The organism is Gracilibacillus saliphilus (genome assembly GCF_010994085.1).
Classification (GTDB): Bacteria; Bacillota; Bacilli; order Bacillales; family Amphibacillaceae; genus Gracilibacillus; species Gracilibacillus lacisalsi.
Genome location: NZ_WJEB01000019.1, coordinates 91,943 through 110,936, shown reverse-complemented (window position 1 = coordinate 110,936; position 18,994 = coordinate 91,943). Strand labels below are relative to the sequence as shown.

Annotated in this window: 26 protein-coding genes and 1 riboswitch; of the genes, 19 read left to right on the top strand and 7 right to left on the bottom strand. The window is 37.7% G+C overall.

The window, feature by feature from the left end:
- The first annotated feature begins 12 nt into the window (after positions 1–12).
- The 10 genes from GHT08_RS13305 (at position 13) to GHT08_RS13260 (ending at position 7,903) form a co-directional block, all read left to right on the top strand.
- The gene (locus tag GHT08_RS13305) at positions 13–360 is read left to right on the top strand and encodes an ArsR/SmtB family transcription factor (protein ID WP_163581875.1); all 348 of its coding nucleotides are present in this window, start codon (positions 13–15) and stop codon (positions 358–360) included.
- A gap of 16 nt (positions 361–376) precedes the next feature.
- Positions 377–1,672, top strand: coding sequence for an arsenic transporter (locus GHT08_RS13300; RefSeq protein ID WP_163581874.1), 1,296 nt, complete (start codon positions 377–379; stop codon positions 1,670–1,672).
- Positions 1,673–1,691: 19 nt separating this feature from the next.
- Positions 1,692–2,111: an arsenate reductase (thioredoxin) gene (gene arsC / locus GHT08_RS13295; RefSeq protein ID WP_163581873.1), complete on the top strand. Its 420-nt coding sequence runs from the start codon at positions 1,692–1,694 to the stop codon at positions 2,109–2,111.
- Positions 2,112–2,207: 96 nt separating this feature from the next.
- Positions 2,208–3,185, top strand: a complete 978-nt coding sequence (locus GHT08_RS13290; protein WP_163581872.1) for a DUF3221 domain-containing protein — start codon at positions 2,208–2,210, stop codon at positions 3,183–3,185.
- Positions 3,186–3,341: 156 nt separating this feature from the next.
- Positions 3,342–3,941 (top strand): NAD(P)H:quinone oxidoreductase, encoded by a 600-nt coding sequence (wrbA, locus tag GHT08_RS13285; protein WP_193568301.1) that lies wholly within the window; start codon positions 3,342–3,344, stop codon positions 3,939–3,941.
- Between the two features lie 100 nt (positions 3,942–4,041).
- A riboswitch (TPP riboswitch) is annotated at positions 4,042–4,151 on the top strand.
- A gap of 80 nt (positions 4,152–4,231) precedes the next feature.
- Complete coding sequence (locus GHT08_RS13280) at positions 4,232–5,206, top strand: ABC transporter substrate-binding protein (protein WP_163581871.1); 975 nt, start codon at positions 4,232–4,234, stop codon at positions 5,204–5,206.
- Positions 5,207–5,219: 13 nt separating this feature from the next.
- Entirely contained in the window at positions 5,220–5,513 is a 294-nt protein-coding gene (locus tag GHT08_RS13275) for a thiamine-binding protein (RefSeq protein WP_163581870.1), read from the top strand.
- Between the two features lie 143 nt (positions 5,514–5,656).
- Entirely contained in the window at positions 5,657–6,415 is a 759-nt protein-coding gene (locus tag GHT08_RS13270; protein ID WP_163581869.1) for an ABC transporter permease, read from the top strand.
- A complete protein-coding gene (locus GHT08_RS13265; protein WP_163581868.1) occupies positions 6,412–7,155 on the top strand; it encodes an ABC transporter ATP-binding protein in 744 nt (247 codons plus the stop codon). The genes GHT08_RS13270 and GHT08_RS13265 overlap by 4 nt, the downstream gene beginning before the upstream one ends.
- Positions 7,148–7,903, top strand: coding sequence for a TatD family hydrolase (locus GHT08_RS13260; protein ID WP_163581867.1), 756 nt, complete (start codon positions 7,148–7,150; stop codon positions 7,901–7,903). Before GHT08_RS13265 ends, GHT08_RS13260 begins: the two co-directional genes overlap by 8 nt.
- A 55-nt stretch (positions 7,904–7,958) precedes the next feature.
- On the opposite strand, the gene GHT08_RS13255 is transcribed toward GHT08_RS13260, so the two are convergent.
- On the bottom strand, positions 7,959–8,753 hold the full coding sequence (locus GHT08_RS13255; protein WP_163581866.1) for a thermonuclease family protein: 795 nt from the start codon (positions 8,751–8,753) through the stop codon (positions 7,959–7,961).
- 100 nt (positions 8,754–8,853) lie between these two features.
- On the opposite strand from GHT08_RS13255, the gene GHT08_RS13250 reads away from it, so the two are divergent.
- Positions 8,854–9,420, top strand: coding sequence for a YdcF family protein (locus GHT08_RS13250; protein ID WP_163581865.1), 567 nt, complete (start codon positions 8,854–8,856; stop codon positions 9,418–9,420).
- Here GHT08_RS13250 and GHT08_RS13245 read toward each other — a convergent pair.
- The 5 genes from GHT08_RS13245 to GHT08_RS13225 form a co-directional block, all read right to left on the bottom strand.
- Positions 9,417–9,971, bottom strand: a complete 555-nt coding sequence (locus tag GHT08_RS13245) for a hypothetical protein (protein WP_163581864.1) — start codon at positions 9,969–9,971, stop codon at positions 9,417–9,419. The genes GHT08_RS13250 and GHT08_RS13245 overlap by 4 nt on opposite strands.
- The gene (locus tag GHT08_RS13240) at positions 9,968–10,594 is read right to left on the bottom strand and encodes an SCO family protein (protein WP_163581863.1); all 627 of its coding nucleotides are present in this window, start codon (positions 10,592–10,594) and stop codon (positions 9,968–9,970) included. The genes GHT08_RS13245 and GHT08_RS13240 overlap by 4 nt, the downstream gene beginning before the upstream one ends.
- Before the next feature lie 169 nt (positions 10,595–10,763).
- Positions 10,764–12,443 (bottom strand): cbb3-type cytochrome c oxidase subunit I, encoded by a 1,680-nt coding sequence (locus GHT08_RS13235; RefSeq protein ID WP_163581862.1) that lies wholly within the window; start codon positions 12,441–12,443, stop codon positions 10,764–10,766.
- A 12-nt stretch (positions 12,444–12,455) separates the two neighbouring features.
- On the bottom strand, positions 12,456–12,917 hold the full coding sequence (locus GHT08_RS13230; protein ID WP_163581861.1) for a cytochrome c oxidase subunit II: 462 nt from the start codon (positions 12,915–12,917) through the stop codon (positions 12,456–12,458).
- A 95-nt stretch (positions 12,918–13,012) separates the two neighbouring features.
- Positions 13,013–13,138: a cytochrome C oxidase subunit II gene (locus GHT08_RS13225; protein WP_163581860.1), complete on the bottom strand. Its 126-nt coding sequence runs from the start codon at positions 13,136–13,138 to the stop codon at positions 13,013–13,015.
- Between the two features lie 172 nt (positions 13,139–13,310).
- Here GHT08_RS13225 and GHT08_RS13220 point away from each other — a divergent pair, with 172 nt between their 5' ends.
- From GHT08_RS13220 to GHT08_RS13210, 3 genes are all read left to right on the top strand, one after another.
- The gene (locus GHT08_RS13220; RefSeq protein WP_163581859.1) at positions 13,311–13,691 is read left to right on the top strand and encodes a cupredoxin domain-containing protein; all 381 of its coding nucleotides are present in this window, start codon (positions 13,311–13,313) and stop codon (positions 13,689–13,691) included.
- A 169-nt stretch (positions 13,692–13,860) separates the two neighbouring features.
- Positions 13,861–14,559, top strand: a complete 699-nt coding sequence (locus GHT08_RS13215; RefSeq protein WP_163581858.1) for an RluA family pseudouridine synthase — start codon at positions 13,861–13,863, stop codon at positions 14,557–14,559.
- A gap of 1 nt (position 14,560) precedes the next feature.
- Positions 14,561–15,598, top strand: a complete 1,038-nt coding sequence (locus GHT08_RS13210; RefSeq protein ID WP_163581857.1) for an LLM class flavin-dependent oxidoreductase — start codon at positions 14,561–14,563, stop codon at positions 15,596–15,598.
- Between the two features lie 59 nt (positions 15,599–15,657).
- On the opposite strand, the gene GHT08_RS13205 is transcribed toward GHT08_RS13210, so the two are convergent.
- Entirely contained in the window at positions 15,658–16,470 is an 813-nt protein-coding gene (locus tag GHT08_RS13205) for a COX15/CtaA family protein (RefSeq protein WP_163581856.1), read from the bottom strand.
- A 187-nt stretch (positions 16,471–16,657) separates the two neighbouring features.
- On the opposite strand from GHT08_RS13205, the gene GHT08_RS13200 reads away from it, so the two are divergent.
- The 5 genes from GHT08_RS13200 to GHT08_RS13180 all read left to right on the top strand — a co-directional run bounded on the left by GHT08_RS13200 (position 16,658) and on the right by GHT08_RS13180 (position 18,970).
- Positions 16,658–16,912 carry a DUF2249 domain-containing protein gene (locus GHT08_RS13200; RefSeq protein ID WP_163581855.1) on the top strand — a complete coding sequence of 85 codons (255 nt, stop codon included), beginning with the start codon at positions 16,658–16,660 and terminating at the stop codon, positions 16,910–16,912.
- Positions 16,899–17,114, top strand: coding sequence for a DUF2249 domain-containing protein (locus tag GHT08_RS13195; protein ID WP_163581893.1), 216 nt, complete (start codon positions 16,899–16,901; stop codon positions 17,112–17,114). Before GHT08_RS13200 ends, GHT08_RS13195 begins: the two co-directional genes overlap by 14 nt.
- A 4-nt stretch (positions 17,115–17,118) precedes the next feature.
- Positions 17,119–18,363, top strand: coding sequence for a hypothetical protein (locus tag GHT08_RS13190; RefSeq protein WP_163581854.1), 1,245 nt, complete (start codon positions 17,119–17,121; stop codon positions 18,361–18,363).
- A gap of 13 nt (positions 18,364–18,376) precedes the next feature.
- Positions 18,377–18,673, top strand: coding sequence for a metal-sulfur cluster assembly factor (locus tag GHT08_RS13185; RefSeq protein WP_163581853.1), 297 nt, complete (start codon positions 18,377–18,379; stop codon positions 18,671–18,673).
- Positions 18,674–18,784: 111 nt separating this feature from the next.
- A complete protein-coding gene (locus tag GHT08_RS13180; protein ID WP_018933061.1) occupies positions 18,785–18,970 on the top strand; it encodes a hypothetical protein in 186 nt (61 codons plus the stop codon).
- Positions 18,971–18,994 lie beyond the last annotated feature (24 nt).

The window sequence follows — 18,994 nt, the reverse complement described above, 5'->3', positions numbered from 1 at the left end:
AGGGGGATGAAAATGACTGCCAAAACGGAATTTCAAATTGAAAAAGTTGCACCAATTTTTAAGGTGTTAGGGGATAAAACAAGACTTACCATGATGAAATTAATCGAAAATCAGACTTGTTGTGTTTGTGAGTTCGTTGAAATTTTTCAAATGAGCCAGCCATCAATCAGTCAGCATTTGCGGAAATTACGAGATGTAGGCTTAATCAAAGAAGAACGAAAAGGACAATGGGTATTTTATTCCTTAAATCACGAAAGTGAATGGTTCGGGCTAATGAAGTCTATTTTGGAACAACTACCTAGTCAGGAAGACAAGTTAATAGAATTAGAGAAAAACGGAACAAGAATTACATGTTGTTAGTAGGGGGACGGATATTTTGTTAGATGTTATCTTAGCTATTATCATCTTTTTGGCAACGTTAGTACTAGTGATCTGGCAACCTAAAAATTTATCAATTGGTTGGTCAGCGATCGGTGGGGCTGTATTAGCGTTGCTCGTAGGAGTCGTCGGATTTCAGGATGTCTTAGAAGTAACTGGAATCGTCTGGAATGCAACACTTGCATTTGTAGCAATTATCATTATTTCGTTAATACTGGATGAAATCGGCTTTTTTGAATGGGCTGCCTTACATATGGCACGCCTTGCAAAGGGTCACGGTATTAAAATGTTTGTCTATATAAGTTTGCTAGGTGCACTAGTGGCTGCTTTTTTCGCTAACGATGGTGCTGCTTTGATATTAACACCGATAGTACTTGCGATGGTACGCAATCTGCAATTTAGTGAAAAAATGGTTTTTCCTTTTATCATGGCGAGTGGATTTATTGCTGATACGACTTCATTGCCATTAGTTGTGAGTAACTTGGTCAATATTGTTTCAGCAGATTTCTTTGAAATTGGTTTTGTTGAATATGCTTCAAGAATGATCATTCCAAATTTATTCTCCATCTTAGCAACAATAGTGGTATTATATTTATACTTTAAGAAAAATATTCCGAAAACATATCAGCTCGATCATTTAAAACAGCCATCTGACGCATTAAAAGACATAAAAATGTTTCATCTGTCATGGTATGTTCTTGCGATACTATTAGTTGGTTATTTTGTTAGTGAATTTATTGCTGTTCCAGTGTCCATTATAGCTGGAATCGTTGCTATCTTTTTCTTAATCATGGCACGAAATAGTGCAGCGGTTAATACGACAGAAGTAGTTAAAGGAGCACCATGGGAAATTGTTTTCTTCTCTATTGGTATGTATGTCGTTGTTTATGGTCTTCGTAATGCCGGGCTTACCGACGTATTGGCAGATCTCATTCAATGGAGTGCAGATCAAGGATTATTCAGTGCTACTGTCGCTATGGGCTTTATAGCGGCAATATTATCTTCCGTGATGAATAATATGCCTACGGTACTGATTGATGCATTGGCGATTGCCGAAACAAATACATCTGGTGTAGTACGTGAAGCATTGATCTACGCGAATGTGATTGGTTCTGACTTAGGTCCAAAGATCACTCCGATTGGTTCATTAGCAACGCTTTTATGGCTACATGTTCTATCCCAAAAAGGTGTAAAAATCTCCTGGGGTACTTATTTTAAGACTGGGATTATTCTCACGATCCCGATTTTATTTATTACACTAGTGGGTCTATATCTGACACTATTATTATTTTAACTATTAGGAGGAATGTAAAGTGGCGAAAAAAACCATTTACTTTTTATGTACAGGTAATTCTTGTCGCAGTCAAATGGCAGAAGGTTGGGGAAAAAATTTTTTAGGTGATGACTGGAATGTTTACAGTGCAGGAATTGAGGCACATGGATTAAACCCAAATGCAGTCAAAGCGATGAATGAAGTCGGTATTGATATTTCTGAGCAAACCTCTGACAAAATTGACTTGGAAATACTAAGAAATTCAAATATGGTTGTGACATTATGTGGTGATGCACGAGATAAATGTCCTGTTATCCCGTTTGGTATCCGTAATGAACACTGGGGATTTGATGACCCGGCAAAAGCAGAAGGAACAGACGAAGAGAAGTGGCAAGTTTTCCGTCGAGTACGTGATGAGATTGGGAAACGGATTAAAAAGTTTGCCGAAACAGGAGAATAAATGAAGATGAAGAATGGATGTTTGAATGTCCATTCTTTTTTTTAGTGTAACCTTTTTCAAAGGGCAACGACTAATAGAAAAAGGGAGGCGATTGTGTTGAAATATGTACTCGGTATTATCACGATATTATTCGTAACTGCTTGTGGTACAAATTTGGATAACGGGAATAAATCGCAAGATGATGAAAATAATGATGTGCAAAATGTGATGGAAGGTTATGTCGCTAACATAGGGGACAATAGTGTATTAGTTGTCGAGAATCGATTAGATCCATCCATTTCTGAGTTCCATCCAGAACAGCATGAAGAAGCAGGGAATGCAATTAGTTTCAGCCTCGACAATATAGAAGATAGCATGGCTGATTCACTTATGAGAGGCGAAAAAGTTCAAGTCACCCATGGTGCAGTTGCAGAATCCTATCCAGGACAAAGTAGTGCAATTGCCATAAAGCGGATCGTTGATGAAGAACATGATATGGTCATTGCACCTGATGAAACGATAAACTTAGTCGCTTTGGAACAATTTATTCAAAAAACAGAAAACAATGAGGAAGCCACCATGCGAGGGGTAAACATTACAGTTGAAGGTAGCTCTGTGTTTGATACTTATATTTTTCAGAATGGAGAGTATACCGTAAAAGAAGATGCGACGCAAGATAACTTTGTTGAAGTAGAAACAATAAGTGAAGTATCCTGTCAACAATTAGAGTATTACTTAACAGATGATCAAAACATTATGTTTGAATTGACAGGTTGTGATAACGACACTGGAGTATTAGCGATAGCAAATCTCCCCTTTAAAGATATGATAGTTCCTGAAGACATCTATCACCGTGTTAAGGTGATCGTAGGTGATGAGGTTGTATTGGATACAACTGAAGAATCCGAAAAAGAGGAGATTATTACAAAAATACGTGAGGGTACACCACAATCTGTAATGGCGATGACCATGATGGCTCCAGAAGGGGAAATTATTTTATATGGCAAACAAGCAATCATTCATTTTGATTATCAGGAAGTAGGAAATGTGATCCGTTATAATACGTTGGTTGAGGCAGGCTTAACGTTTGATTAAACATGGAGCATAACACCATGTTTTTCTCAATCATTTATCTTGAAACTGAGATAATCATATGGTAAATTGTTAATATCTCGATTCCGAGATAAATGCATAGATTTTATTAAACGGGGCAAACCAATAATATCTAACAAGAAAAGGAGTTTTATCAATATGGTAAAAGTAGCAGTAGTTTATTATAGTTCTACAGGTATAAACTATCAATTAGCAAACTGGGCAGCAGACGCAGTAAAAGAAGCAGGAGCGGAAGTAAGAGTAGTAAGAGTTGCTGAAACAGCACCAAAAGAAGCGATTGCTCAAAATCCTGGCTGGCAAAAACACGTGGAAGAAACCAAAGATGTTCCTGTTGCAACAACGGAAGACTTAGAATGGGCAGATGCTATCATCTTCAGTACGCCAACTCGTTTTGGAAATGTTGCTTCTCAAATGAAGCAATTTATCGACACGCAAGGTGGGCTATGGGCATCAGGTAAGACTGTTAACAAAGTAGTAAGTGCGATGACTTCAGCTTCTAATCCCCATGGTGGACAGGAAGCTACTGTTTTAAGTCTTTATACATCTATGATGCATTGGGGTGCCATCATTGTTCCTCCAGGATATTCCGATGATTCACTATTTGCAGCTGGCGGTAATCCATATGGTACAAGTGTTACCCAAAGCCAGGAAGACGGCTCTATGGTAGAAAATGTTCAAGATGCGGTTAAACATCAGGCAAAACGTGTTGTTGAAGTAGCTAGTAAAATTCATGGATAATAATTAAAAAACGAATCTCTTTTATTAGAGGTTCGTTTTTTAAATGGTCAAAACTTGAAGAAAAACACGAATTATGTCAAAGTAGAAGTTAGCAATATTATATGAAATGTAGGGGGACCGGTGTTGCCGGTTGAGACTGTATCCGTAAGATGCTGACCCTTAGAACCTGATCTGGTTAGCACCAGCGTAGGGAACATATGAGATGAGATATCTGTATGCGCCCTAGGCTATAAGTCTAGGGCGCTTTCTTATATGTTCCGCTAAAAAGATAAAAAATAGGGGGATTCATCATGAAAAAATTTTTATTTGCCATAATAGGTATGTTTATACTCGCAGGTTGCGGGAATGAAGAAAGCACACCAGAAGAATTAGAAGAAGTTACCTTAGTATTAGATTGGACACCTAACACTAATCATACCGGACTGTATGTTGCGCAATCAAAAGAATATTTCGCAGATGAAGGATTAGATGTAGAGATCGTTATGCCAGGAGAAGCAGGAGCAGATCAGACTGTAGCTTCAGGTCAAGCAGAATTTGGTATTAGTTATCAAGAACAAGTAACAGAAGCCCGCACACAAGATATTCCGCTCGTATCGATTGCAGCAGTAATCCAACACAATACTTCCGGATTTGCCGCACCAGTGGAAAAAGAAATCACATCTCCTGTAGATTTTGCCGGAAAAACGTATGGTGGTTGGGGTGCTCCTGTTGAATCGGCAGTTATTGATGCGTTAATGAAACAGGAAGATGCATCTGTTGAAGATGTCGAGATCGTCAATATGGGCAATACTGACTTTTTCACAGCAGTTGAACGTGATGTAGATTTTGCTTGGATTTACTATGGCTGGACTGGAATCGAAGCAGAACTTCGAGGTAAGGAAATTGATATGATTTATCTTACAGACTATTCAGAAAAACTAGACTACTATACACCTGTTATTACCACAAATGAAGAGATGATCGAAGAAAATCCAGAAACAATCAAAAAATTCGTGGCAGCAGTTAATCGCGGTTATCAGGATGCGATAGACAATCCAGAAGAAGCAGCTGACATTTTAATAGAAGCGCAACCAGATTTAGACGAAGAATTAGTTCATGCCAGTCAGGAATGGATATCACCAAGATACCAAGATGATGCGGATAGATGGGGCGAACAATCAGAAGAAGTCTGGAGCAATTACGCAGAATTCATGTTTGAAAATGACCTATTAGAACGCGAACTAGACGTTGATGCAGCATATACAAACGAATTTTTACCAGAATAATGGAGGGGTATGAATGGCTGAAGCATTAGTTAGTGTACAAATCATTCCGAAGACACCTAATGGGGAAGATTCAATTCCTTTTGTTGATGAAGCAATCAAGATTATCGAACAAGCAGGTGTCTACTATCAAGTTCATCCATTAGAAACAACAATGGAGGGCGAACTGGCAAAGTTATTAACTGTTATCGAAAAAATGAATCAACGTATGCATGAGTTAGACTGCCCAAGTGTGATTTCGCAAGTGAAGATCTATTCACAAAAAGATCATCAAGCTTCCATGAGTGAATTGACGAAGAAGTATCGTTAATTGGAAAAGTGTCCAGTAAATTCCGGAAAGTGTCCAGCAAATTAAAAAAAGTGTCCAGAAAAAGGTCAAAAGTGTCCAATAAATCACGAAAAGTGTCCAGTAAACATTAAAAAGTGTCCAGTAAACCAATAGGAGCATGCTCTATGTTTAGAAAGTCTTTTTTACCAGTCAGTTTGATCGTCGGTATTTTAATTATATGGGAATTATCCAGTCGGATATTAGCTATTCCGACCTGGGTTCTTCCTGCACCTACTGTTATTATACAAGAGGCGATTAATGGCTGGAGTAATTATCAGCATCATATCTTATCAACTGTATTTTTAACTGTGAGCGGATTTGCCATTGGTGTAAGTGTAGGTTTACTCATTGCGATTATGCTTCATCTAATGCCTAAAATCCGTGAAGCACTCTATCCATTGCTGATTATGTCGCAAAATATCCCGATTATTGTACTCGCACCTTTACTTGTTATTTGGTTTGGATTTGGTGTTACACCTAAACTATTAATTATTACATTAGTATGTTTCTTCCCGGTTGCGGTATCGACAATCGATGGATTAAGACATACAAATCCGGAATTAATTCATTATATGAAAATGGCTGGTGCAACGAAGAAACAAATTTTCACAAAACTGGAGCTGCCTCATGCAGTTCCACAAATGTTTTCCGGACTAAAAATTTCCGCTACCTATAGTGTTATGGGAGCTGTCATCTCGGAATGGTTAGGTGCTAACAAAGGAATTGGTGTATACATGACGCTAGCCTCATCATCATTCCGTACTGATCGAGTTTTTGTAGCGATTTTATTTATTATGATCTTATGCCTGATTTTTTTCGCTATTATCATTGCTGCAGAAAAAATCATTTTAAAATGGCATCCGGGTAAGGGGGAACAGTCATGAGTACGCTAGAACTAGAAAATATTTCAAAAAGCTTTGGTGAACTAACTATTCTTGATCACTTAGATTTACACGTGAACGATGGTGAATTCGTTTCCTTACTCGGACCATCTGGCAGTGGAAAAAGTACTATTTTTCACTTGATTGGCGGGCTCTATCAAGCCGATCATGGCACAATTCGTTTAGATAATGAGGCAATCAATGGTAAAAAAGGATCGATAAGCTATATGCCACAAACACCTTCGCTTTTTCCATGGCGTACCGTTCTAGAAAATGTTGTGTTAAGTGTGGAATTACATCAAAAACCTGATAAACAAAAAGCGCTAGAAATGTTGGAACGGGCCGGGTTAAGAGAGTATGCCAACGCATATCCCCACGAATTATCTGGTGGAATGCGCCAGCGTGTTGCATTTGTTCGAAGTCTTTTAAGTCCACAATCTTTTATCTGTTTAGATGAACCTTTTTCGGCATTAGATGAGTTCACAAGGTTAGAAATGCAAAAGTGGTTATTAACTATCTGGGAACAAGAAAGACCGTCTGTTTTATTTGTTACCCATAATATTGAGGAAGCGATTTTTTTATCAGATCGAATTCTTGTATTGGGTTCTAAGCCTGCCAATGTCATCAAGGAATTTACGATTGATTTCAAACGTCCGAGAAATGAAGAGTTGACTTTAACGCAGGAATTCCTTGAAAAGAAGAAGGAAATTTATCAAACATTACGAGGTGTGTTAAATGATTGATGCACATATCCATTTGGATTGGTATCAGCCTGCTGAGCAAAAAAAGATGATGGATACGTTAGACGTTGCTGGGATGATTGCAGTATCCAGTAATCTTACAAGCTGTGAAAAAGTTTTGGAATTAGCGGAGCAATATCCAACTGTCTATCCGGCGTTTGGCTGGCATCCAGAACAACCACTCCCGACTGTTCAGGAATTAACTCAGATTGAAACATTGATTCACGAACACCATGAGCAGATAGTTGCGATTGGAGAAGTCGGACTTCCTTTTTACAAAAGAAAAGAAGAACCTAGTCTCGCTCTTCAACCATACATCGACATATTAGAGCGATTCATGTCCTTTGCTGTCCAATATGATTTGCCGATTGTATTGCATGCAGTATATGATGATGCTGCATTAGTATGTGATTTATTAGCAAAGCATGGGGTAAAACGTGCACATTTTCATTGGTTTAAAGGAGATGACATCACGATTAAGCGGATGATCGAGGCACAATTTATGATTTCCGTGACACCAGATTGTTTTTATGAAAAAGAGATTCAGGATTTAATTAAAAGCTATCCTATTGAATTGATGATGGTAGAAACAGATGGTCCATGGCCGTTTGAAGGGCGATTTCAAGGGGGAATGACACATCCGAATATGATAAAAGAAGTGATTAAACAAATAGCAAAAATGAAACAGTTACCAATACAATATGTAAAAGAACAAGTAGAACAGAATACGAAATTATTTTATCGCGTATAAAATCAATGATAAGAATATGCCCGAATGGTCATCTGACCTTTCGGGCTTTTCTTCATTACTCACAAGCTACACCATCACCATCGCCATCCATATGACTGCCATACCCAGGATCACCTTCATGCAAAGGAGTTACACCAGCTTCGCGTGCCTCTGTACAATTAGCATAATAAACATCCTCATCTGGTGTATGAGCTTCTTGATTTTCTTGAGGGGCATCTTCGACTCCTTCATGGTGGAAACCATCATCAGTTACGTATCCATCGATACTCCAGATACCAATCTCTGCTTCACGTGCTCGTTGTTCTGCTTGCTTCATTTCATCCTGGTGTATATAAGGAGGATCGTAGACATAAGCATAACGTGCTAAGCCTTCTTCTAATAATAGTTGATTAAAATTTTCTCCATCTACCCAAATATAGCCCAGAAGTCGATCATATTTATCTCGTTCTGGCCCATCGAATTCGATTTGAATTTCTTTTCCTGCCAGTTTTTCCACTGCAAATTCAGATGCTTCCGGACCAAAAGGTTGAACAGGAAGGTTAGGGTGTTTTGTTTCAGGTGTATCGACTAATAAAAGTCTTACTGTTTCTCCCTGGCCATCTAATTCAATATGGACCGTATCACCATCGACTACACGACTGACTGTAGCCGTGGCGAAATGTTCATCATCTGGTGTTTCTGCTTGCTCAGGCTTTTCTGACGGTGTCTTGCTTTCCTGAGACATTGTTTCTTCAGTAGTACTGTCTGCTGCAGTTGGATCAGTTTGTTCCTCTTCGATTGTTGCAGTACCACACCCGGCTAGTATGGTCATCACAAAAAGTAAACTGATCAGCCATTTTTTCATCAACATGATGTATCCCCCAGTTGTCTCTTTGAAAATAAGTTTACTATATGGAGGGATAGTTTAAAAGCCTTTTTTTAGTTATGATAGGAAGGGAAAGGAGTATTCTATGAAAAAAATAGTTATCATTTTGATTGGACTAACGTTTACTTTTTTTGTTATACATACAATCGTTATTACTATTGATGGATTAACTGATGAAAATGATCGGTCAGAAGTTGGTGTAGTCCTTGGTAATAAAGTGAAGGAAGACGGCACGCCTTCAGCCAGACTACAAGCTCGTCTTGATAAAGCCTACAATTTGTATATCAATAACTTACTAGAAACGATTATTGTCAGTGGTGGCATTGGCATGGAAGGATTTGATGAAGCAGAAGTAATGAAAGGTTATTTAATTGAAAAAGGAGTACCTGAATCATCGATCATCACTGATAACAATGGCTATAATACCGAAATGACAGCAGAGAATAGTTTGGAGATTGCTCAAAAACATAATTTATCAACAGACCATATAACGGTTATCACGCAATTTTTTCATATTTCCAGGACTAAATTGGCTATGAAACAACAAGGTTTTGAGGAAGTATATGGTTCACATGCAGAATATTTTGAATGGCGAGATGTTTACTCAACCATTCGCGAATTTCCTGCCTTTTATAAATATCTTATGTTCTAAACTCCTTCATCTTTCTCAAACTGACGGTAAACTAAATATAACAATAAACAGGCAGCCATTGCTAAGGAACCCCAACCGAGAGTTTGCTGTTCAATGATTAAATAATTATTGCAAATTTGCTCATCTACCCAAATATAAAGAAAACCAGTGACAATCAATGTAGCAAGTAAATAGACTAAAAATATAAATTGCCCATTGTTTTTGATCTTTCGCCAGCTATCACGAAGTGGTATTCCTACTAAAAAAGGTAGACTGATAAACTTAAAGATTTCCACATGGGAATGGGTTAAGGCATCATCCATTGCTCGAGGAATTTGCCAATAGGACCAGATTAAGATTACTAACAAGATACCTGGAATCCCTGAACGATTCCATTTCATAAAAAAATTTGGAAACTTTTTTTGGAAAAAAGGTGTCATTAGAAAACCAGCAAAGACAAATAAAGGCATTTGTGTGTGCATATGAAAGATCATAATCGACTCTAGTAACTCGGCAACAGGAGGTAGGATTAAAAAAATAAATAATAGAAGACCATACCTTGTTTGTTTCATGCTGAATCTCCTCCGATCACAGATTTAATTCGTTCAACTGCCTGGTCAATTTCAGTGTAATCCATCACATCGATTAAATAGCCATCCTTGTCAACTAAATAAAAAGCTGTATTGTGTTGGAAATTACCATAATCATCTGGGATCACAATAACACCAAGTTGATCTAGCAAACTCGTTAATTCTTCTTGATCATTTATTCGTGCCATGCGCCATGTTTCTCCATCACTGTCAAAATAGCTCCGATATTTTCCCAGTGTTTCTGGATCATCATGTTCGGTGTCAAAGCTAATACTTAAAAATTGAATATCATCTTTGATCATGGAAACTGGCAATTGCTGATAAACCTCTTGCATGTTACGTTCTAATTGTGGACAAACAGTAGCACAATTAGTATACATAAAAGTAATAAATAAAAATTTAGTTTGATGTAACTCTTCAATCGAATAAGTACGACTTTTACTGTCTTCTAAATCTACGGATGGAACCTGAGGTTGTTCTTTGATTAATTGATTAGTGCGTGCTTGTTCTGTTGTAAAAGCGTGAAAGCCATCTGTCCCAATCAAGAAAACAACCAACCCAAAAAGTATAATAACAACAACTGCGATTCTTTCATGATTAGTCAAGCCAAGCACCACCTTTTGCTATAGATTGAGTAGAGACTGAGAAGAACTCTTTGATTAGTACTTTCCCTAACCATATCCATGGAAGAGAAATTTTGCTCCCTGCTCTCTTCTAGGGATAGATGAAGATATCCAAGGGGAAGTATGTCCTTCCCCGCATATCATTAAATAGTTACCACGTTTTGATCGGTGGGGATCCTGGAGGTGCATTAACAATCATGTCTACAATTGGAATCACATATGCCATTGCAACAACAGCAAGTAAGACAATGGCCCATAATCCCCAGCGTTCTGTCCACATCGGCACTTTCGGTTGATCATCCTCCGGCTCTGCCACTGGATATTCTGTTTTTCCTTTTGGAGCAAAGAACATCATGTTAAACACGGCATATACCTGAATAATGACACCTATTAAAAGTAGGGTTGCGCCAGTTGCAAAGACATACTCATATGGCAACCAACTTAATGAAGTTTCATGACCAGCATATGTTGTATCAGAAGTACGACGAGGATCTCCGACTAAGCCAGCTAAATGCATGGAACCGGCCATAATCGTCATGCCAATCGTCCAAATCCATGTTTGAATCACACCAATTTTATTCATTTTTGGTGTTAATTGACGCTTAGATAAATGTGGGATTAACCAGTAACAAATACCAAAGAACGTAAGCACAACGGATACCCCAACGGTGACGTGAAAGTGACCAACAACCCACATTGTATTATGGACGACTTGATTCATTTGGTTACTAGTATTGACAATACCACCTGCACCACCTGGGATAAAAGCAATCATCGCAATCATTGGTGCTAGGAAACGTACATCTCCCCAGGGTAGCTTTTTAAACCATCCAAATAATCCTTTGCCACCTTTTTTACGTCCTGCTTTTTCTAATACATAGAACATGGCAAAGGCAGTCATCAAGGATGGTACTGCAATCGACAGACTCATGAAGACGTGTAAGAATTTAATTGATGTTGAAATAGCTGGATCGATTATTTGATGGTGGAAACCGCCTGGAATGTTTAAGACAACAAGTAAAATAACTACTAAACGAATTAGTTTCTCATTGAAATGTTTACCTCCCACAATTTTTGGTACAATAATATACCATGCAGAAGTAGCAACAAGATACCAAATGTTAACAAGCGTGTGACCAAACCACCAAAACAGTGTTCTTGTAACCATTACATTAATCGTTTCGACCCATCCTAAAACCCATGGGATAATCATAAATACTTCAATTGTTACACCGAGACTTGCGAAGAACCATAGTACAAATACACCCATTGCAAAGAAAGCAAGAATTGGTGTTGGTTGACCCGGATTCTGTTTTCGCCAATGAAGATAGTTGATAAATACACCAAAAGCTACAGACCAAATTCCTAACACTAGAAGAACTAATCCGATGTAAAATGCTGGGTGTGCTGCCAAAGGTGGATAGAAAGTGTATAATACCGATGCTTCACCTAAAACAATCGTGGTTATGGCAAGCACAACACCAATTACCTTTAATACGATACCAGTCCATATCACTTTGCGGACTTTCGGTAATAATCCATTAAACGAATAGGAAAGATTCGCAAGTTGGTATCCAATCGTGAATGTAGCAGTAAAAACAACTAACAATAAAAGTCCGTGTGCGGATAAGACTTGGTAATAATTAAATCCTGCCGGTAAAGAATAAAGACCTGCGCGCTCTAATCCTTGAACTAACCCTAACAAACCACCTATTAATAATGTTGCAAATGAAATGGTGAAATAAGTGAGTGCAATTTTAGCATCTTGAGGGTTAACTCCTAATTTACTGATTACCTTTTCTCTCAATCCAACATTTTTTGCCTGTTCCATTTTTGCCCCTCCTTATTTCACTGTAATGGTGGTGAACATTGCTTGGTGACCTGCACCACAATATTCATTACATAAAACTAAGTACTCACCAGGTTCATCAAATGTTTGAGTAATTTTTTGAATATGACCAGGTAACACCATCGCATTTACATTTGTACCCGGAATTTGAACACCATGTGATACATCTTTTGAGGTCATCGTAAATTCGATCTCTGCTCCAACTGGCACTTCGACATTTCCTGGATTAAACGCAAACGCTTCTAACGTCATAACTAATTCGTATTGGTTGTCTCCGAGATCAATTAGGCCCGGTTTATCAAATGGAGCGGTTTGTTCAACTTTTTGTGGATCGATCGTTTCTTTATGACTTGGTGGTCCCATTCCTAAGGCATACGTTTGGTAACCAACAATCACCATAAAGACAACGAGAATCCCAACACTTGCTGTCATCCAAATTTCTTCTAATTTACTCATTGCTTTATTCCCTCCTTCAAATATGAATGTTTTGTGAAGAATATAACGTAAAAGTAGATAAATAAAGAAACCAATCGTTATAATAGAGTCATAGATCACACTCTAGCCATATAAATTGCAAATACACCTGCCCACATCAAAATAATAATTAAAGCAACAATAGTGACAGAGGCGATCGTTCCTGACATGGAATGCTTTGATTTCTTTGTGTTGGAATACATCTTGTGAACCTCCTATCTATTGGATTTGACTCAAGCATAGGATATTTTGATTGGTTATAAAGTGAGCCATATCACAACCTGAGTGTGATTAAAATCATATGAATGTCGTAGGCAATCATTTATGATGTAAGTGGTTGACAAACAAAATGGAATAGAAAGGGGAAAAACAATCATGAAAAAAATACTTTTAGGCATGATGACATTATCATTAGCACTTGTGCTTGCTGCTTGTGGTGGCGGTGATGATGAAGGAAGTTCAAATAGCGATGGAGAAGCTGGAGAAAATGCAAGCGGTGATGGTGAAACAGTAGATATCCAGGCATCTAACTGGCAATTTGATCAAGAAGAATATACCGTACCAGCCGGTGAAGTTACAGTAAACTTAACAAACGAAGAAGGTTTCCATGGTATCGAAATAGAAGGTACTGATATTGCATTGGATGACGCAGGTTCTCAAACTGCAACACTTGAACCAGGTGAATATACTATTAGATGTTCGATTATGTGTGGTGCTGGTCACGACGATATGGTGGCAACCTTAATAGTAGAATAGTAAAGAATAAAAGGTCTCCTACGATAGTTAGGGGATCTTTTTGTATTTAAAGAATTTTTAAAAGAAGGGATATAAATCGCTGTAGTAAAACATTTTGAACAGGTGCTCTAAACGCTTCTTATGTTAGAATGTTAGTATGAATGACTATCAACAAAAAAAGGGGTTTCTTATGAATATCCATATTTTATATGAAGACAATCACTTGCTAATGGTGGAAAAACCAGTTAATGTACCTGTACAGAAAGATCAAAGTAATGATGAGGATTTTCTCACTATTTTAAAGGAAGATATTAAAATTCGCTATCAGAAGCCTGGTAATGTTTATTTAGGGCTAGTCCATCGGTTAGATCGACCAGTTGGTGGTGTGATGGTATTTGCGAAAACTTCAAAGGCAGCATCCCGATTATCTGATACAATCCGAAAAAATGAATTAGATAAAACATATTTGGCTGTTGTCAGAGGGGTTCCGGCGCCAGCTGAGGAATGGGTCGATTTTTTGTGGAAAGATCGTCGTCACAATATTGTCACGGTTTCGTCAAAAAATAATTCAAAAGCAAAAAAAGCTGTGCTTGATTATCAGCTTTTAGCTAGTGATAAAGGTTTGAGCTTGGTAAAAATTAATTTACATACCGGACGCCCACATCAAATTCGAGTTCAGTTTGCTTCACGTGGATATCCGCTATACGGCGATCAGAAATATGGGAAAAAGGTAAACAAGCCTGGTCAGCAAATTGCGTTATGGTCGCACGAATTACGACTTTTTCACCCGGTTCGTAAAGAGGAAATCAGTGCGGTGTCCTTTCCGCCTAATCAGTTCCCGTGGTCAAATTGGAAAGCTCTGCTTACAAAAGAGAGAGAGGTAGAATAGTATGGAGTTTGGTGTGTATAGTTTATCTGAAATCTTAGAAGATCCGAAAACAACACAAGCGATAACAACAAAAGAACGAGTCGATATGTTAGTGGAAATGGCTCGATATGCAGATCAAATAGGCTTAGACCTATTTGGTGTGGGTGAGCATCATCGTCTGGATTACGCTGTTTCCTCGCCGCAAATGCTGCTTGCTGCCATTTCACAGCAAACAAGTAAGATCAAATTAACAGCCTTGACCTCCTTATTAAATACAGCAGACCCTGTACGATTATTCGAAGATTTTGCGACCTTAGATTTGTTATCAGGCGGTCGTGTGGAATTTACGGCAGGGAGAGGTGCATTTGTCGAATCCTTTCCGTTGTTTGGTTACAGTGAAAAGGATTATGATGACCTCTTTGATGAACATTTACAACTATTTTTACAGCTGAATCAACAAGAAAGAGTAACATGGGAAGGTAGATACCGACCAGCTTTACAAGCGGCAGAAATTGCGCCACGTCCTCTACAGAACACGTTACCGATTTCGATCGGAGTTGGTGGAACGCTCGAGAGTGCCGAGCGAGCAGGGCGCAATGGCTGCGGGTTAACTATTGTGATGATTGGTGGAATTGCTAAAAAGTATCAACGATTAGTGCACCGTTATCATGAAGTCTATCAAGGGGAAAGACCAGTAGTTGCGATTGCTGGTCATACCATGATTCGTGAAACAGAAACGGAGTTAGAACAGGACTTCTATTCCTATTATTCTAATTATTGGAAACATTTAACGAAACAAGGAATTGGTGGAGCAATGGGCGCTGCTCGAACAGATTTAGAATTTATCACAAGTAATGAATCGACGTTATTTGTAGGAACACCAGAACAAATCGTAGAAAAAATAATCTACCAACATCAATTGTTTCATCATGATCGATTTTACGCACAAGTTGATTTTGGTGGGCAACCGATCGAATCCATCAAACAAACGATGGATTTACTAGTCCACAAAGTTATACCAGAAGTAAATAGAAGGTTGAAAGATGTAACAAATAAATAATCTTCGACAATAACGCTCAAGTTCACCGTGAGCTTGAGCGTTTACTGTTATGCTATCCTTTATTTTCTTGGTTGCAGCCATGTATCTAACACAAAATAGTAAACAGCAGTGGCAAAGGCTAAATGTAATACACTCCAGAACATATCTATATTGGTCAAGATGGTGATAATACCAACCGCCACTTGGATAACAAATAAAACGAGCGCAATCAGTATAGAACGGTTGCGGTAAATAAAAGTGACAAAAATGAGATATACAAAACTAATAAGAGCAAAAACTCGATGGATCGTTTGTATCCATTCTACTAAGGAGGCTGGCATAAATGTGTCATGACAATCCAACCAACTACATGCTAGACCAATCGATGTGTGTTTGATATAGGCGCCCAATCCTATCGTGATGAGTAGGATCAATAACAATAACCGCAAATGTATGAACTTCTTTTCATTAAAAAGGGTGTTATTTGTATGGTGATAGAGATAAAGTAATAACCCAGAAAAAATCATGGCTAACATAAGATGCAGTGTCACAACAAGAGCAGGCAAATCCAATATGACTACGACAGCCCCCGCTATGATTTGAAATAGGAGTAACAAATAACTGTATAACGTAATAGTTTTTAGATGCTGATATCGTTTCTTCTTATAAATTTGTAGGACAATCTGGCTGAACAGTAAAAACAAAACAAGTCCAATCACACGGTGGGCAAATTCGATTAAAGTATCACCCTGTAATTCGGGTATCACCGCTCCATTACATAACGGCCATTCCGGTCCACATCCCATTCCTGATTCGGATGATGCTACATAACCTCCAAAAACAATCAACATATACGTTAGGACAATGACTACAAGTAATTTAGTCTTCAACAAATCATTCCCTCCTTCTGCGATAACATATCATGTTTTGATAAACAAAAATGTGATATCAAACACTCATAACGTAAAAATGTGACTAAAATCACTTCTTATTTAATTGATAATGATTATCATAGAGATATATTTTCATTAGTGGGTGTCTATGGACGATTAGCAAAATGATAAAGGAGGAGGGATAATGATGACGGAAGAATATGTTGAACTAGATGTCCGTGAAGATTTAGCGTTAAAAAAAGAACCATTCGATAAAATTATGGGAACTGTCAAAGGTTTAAAAGAGAATCAAGCTTTTATACTACATGCGCCATTCAATCCGATACCATTGCATAAACTTTTAGGACGTAAGGGATTTATCTATCAAGCTGAGAAAATCGAAAGGAAACATTGGAAAGTCATCTATCGAAAAGAGGTGAAGGCTGATGATCACATTAGATAACAGAGGGATGGAGCCGCCTCAACCGATGATTCGCACCTTGAATCAATTAGAAACGATGACAGTTGGTGAAGTGTTGACCATTATCAATGACCGAAGACCAATGTTTTTATATGAAGAATTAGATGAACTGGGCTTTGATTATGTAACAGAACCCCAACAGGATGGCAGTTTTAAGATAATCATTACAAAGCGTGGTGAATAAAATGATGACAACTGGAAACATCAAGAGTACGACCGATATTCGATTACCTTTAAGTTTTATTGTTTTTGGCTTAGTGGCCTTTGTAGTTGCACAGATTATCATTTTTTGGAACAGTACATCGATTTTACAAGGACAATTTCGCATACCTGAAATTTGGTCTGCAGCCCATTTATTACTATTAGGGTTTGCGATGATTGTTGCGATGGGGGCAATGTACCAACTTGTACCTGTGGTGTTTTTAACTAGTATTTGGAGACTAAAGCTAGCGTATTTCCCATTACTTTTCAGTTGTTCTGGTGTGGTTATATTTGCCGGTTTATTAGCAATAAGTCCTACTCAATCCATTTATGGAGCGGCAATTGTTGTAATAGGGTTATGTATGTTTTTGCTCCAAATGGCTATTACGCTTCGTCAAACAGAGAAAAAATCAATTATGTATGCCTTTGTTCTGACTGCGTTAGTTATGCTCCTTTTTACAATTGCAGCAGGTTTTTTGCTCGCTTATAGTTTTGCAACAAAAGGTATACCGTTCCATGAATCGATTTTTTATACCCATATCTTGTTAGGAGTAGCGGGATGGTTTAGCCTGTTGATTTTCGGCTTTTCTTATAAATTGGTTCCTATGTTCAGTTTATCACATGATTATCCTACTCGTTACGGCAAATATGCGATCTGCAGTTACAGCATGGGATTGCTATGTGTATCTGTTTCGTTTTGGATACAAATAGCCTATGTACAAGCAATCGGTTTTCTGTTATTGGCAATAGGCTTCACATTATTTACCTATAATATGTACATCATCTACCGGAATCGTTTGAAAAGAAAGTTGGATAAAGCCTTTGTTTTTTCCCTGTTTGCCATTTTACTTGGGAACGTTATCCATATTATTGCTGTGATTTTAGTTGTTATCGATCTACAATCAGTCTTTCATTGGGGTATTCTTTTATTTAGTTATATTATGTGTTGGATTGTCTTCAGTATTTTAGGTTATTTATATAAAATTGTTCCTTTTTTATGGTGGACCAAACAATATGCAGACTTTGTTGGGAAAGAAAGGGTACCTACTTTAAAAGAGATGATCAATGAAAAATTAGCAGTAGTTCTTTTTGCGATTTTAACAATTAGTGTTGTGGTAATGATTGGTTCGATGTTAACTCAAATTGGAGTAGGTGTGTGGTTAGCACAAGGCGTCATGATGATTGTGTCTATGGTATATGCGCTATCAATGATACTTGTATTATTTAAATAGAGGAGTGGAAGTGATGGATCGTGAAGTGATAGAAGAAGCTTTGTATGAGGTAATAGATCCGGAATTAGCAATAAATATTGTTGATTTAGGGTTGGTATATGACATTCTAATAGCTGAATCAAATGATGTTTTAATAAAAATGACATTAACTACCCCAGGGTGCCCTATGCATGATAGTATTGTAAATGGTGTCAAAAAACGATTGCTGCAAATAGATGAAATAGAGAATGTTACCGTTGAATTAGTATGGGAGCCTGCATGGAATCCATCACAGATGAGTTTAGCAGCCCAAAAGCAATTATTTGGTTAACATTATGAATTCCTCGCTACTTATGATAGGATTAATGGATGAAAGCGGTTAAAGAGTTTGTTCAAAAAGTCACTTCTAAACTTTTTGAACACGCACTTAAAGGGGGATGTCATGAACTATAACAAAATTCGAATACCATTGCTGACAGTATTAGTTGTAATGATGATATTAGATTTAACAGGTGTTATTCATGTTCCAGCGATTGTTATTTTTATTATTGCAATTGCGTTACTGTGGTATAACATCCATATTCGAAGAAATGTATCGAATCAACATAATAAAAATAAGAAAAAGTAAGAAGAGGACAATGAAAAAATTGTC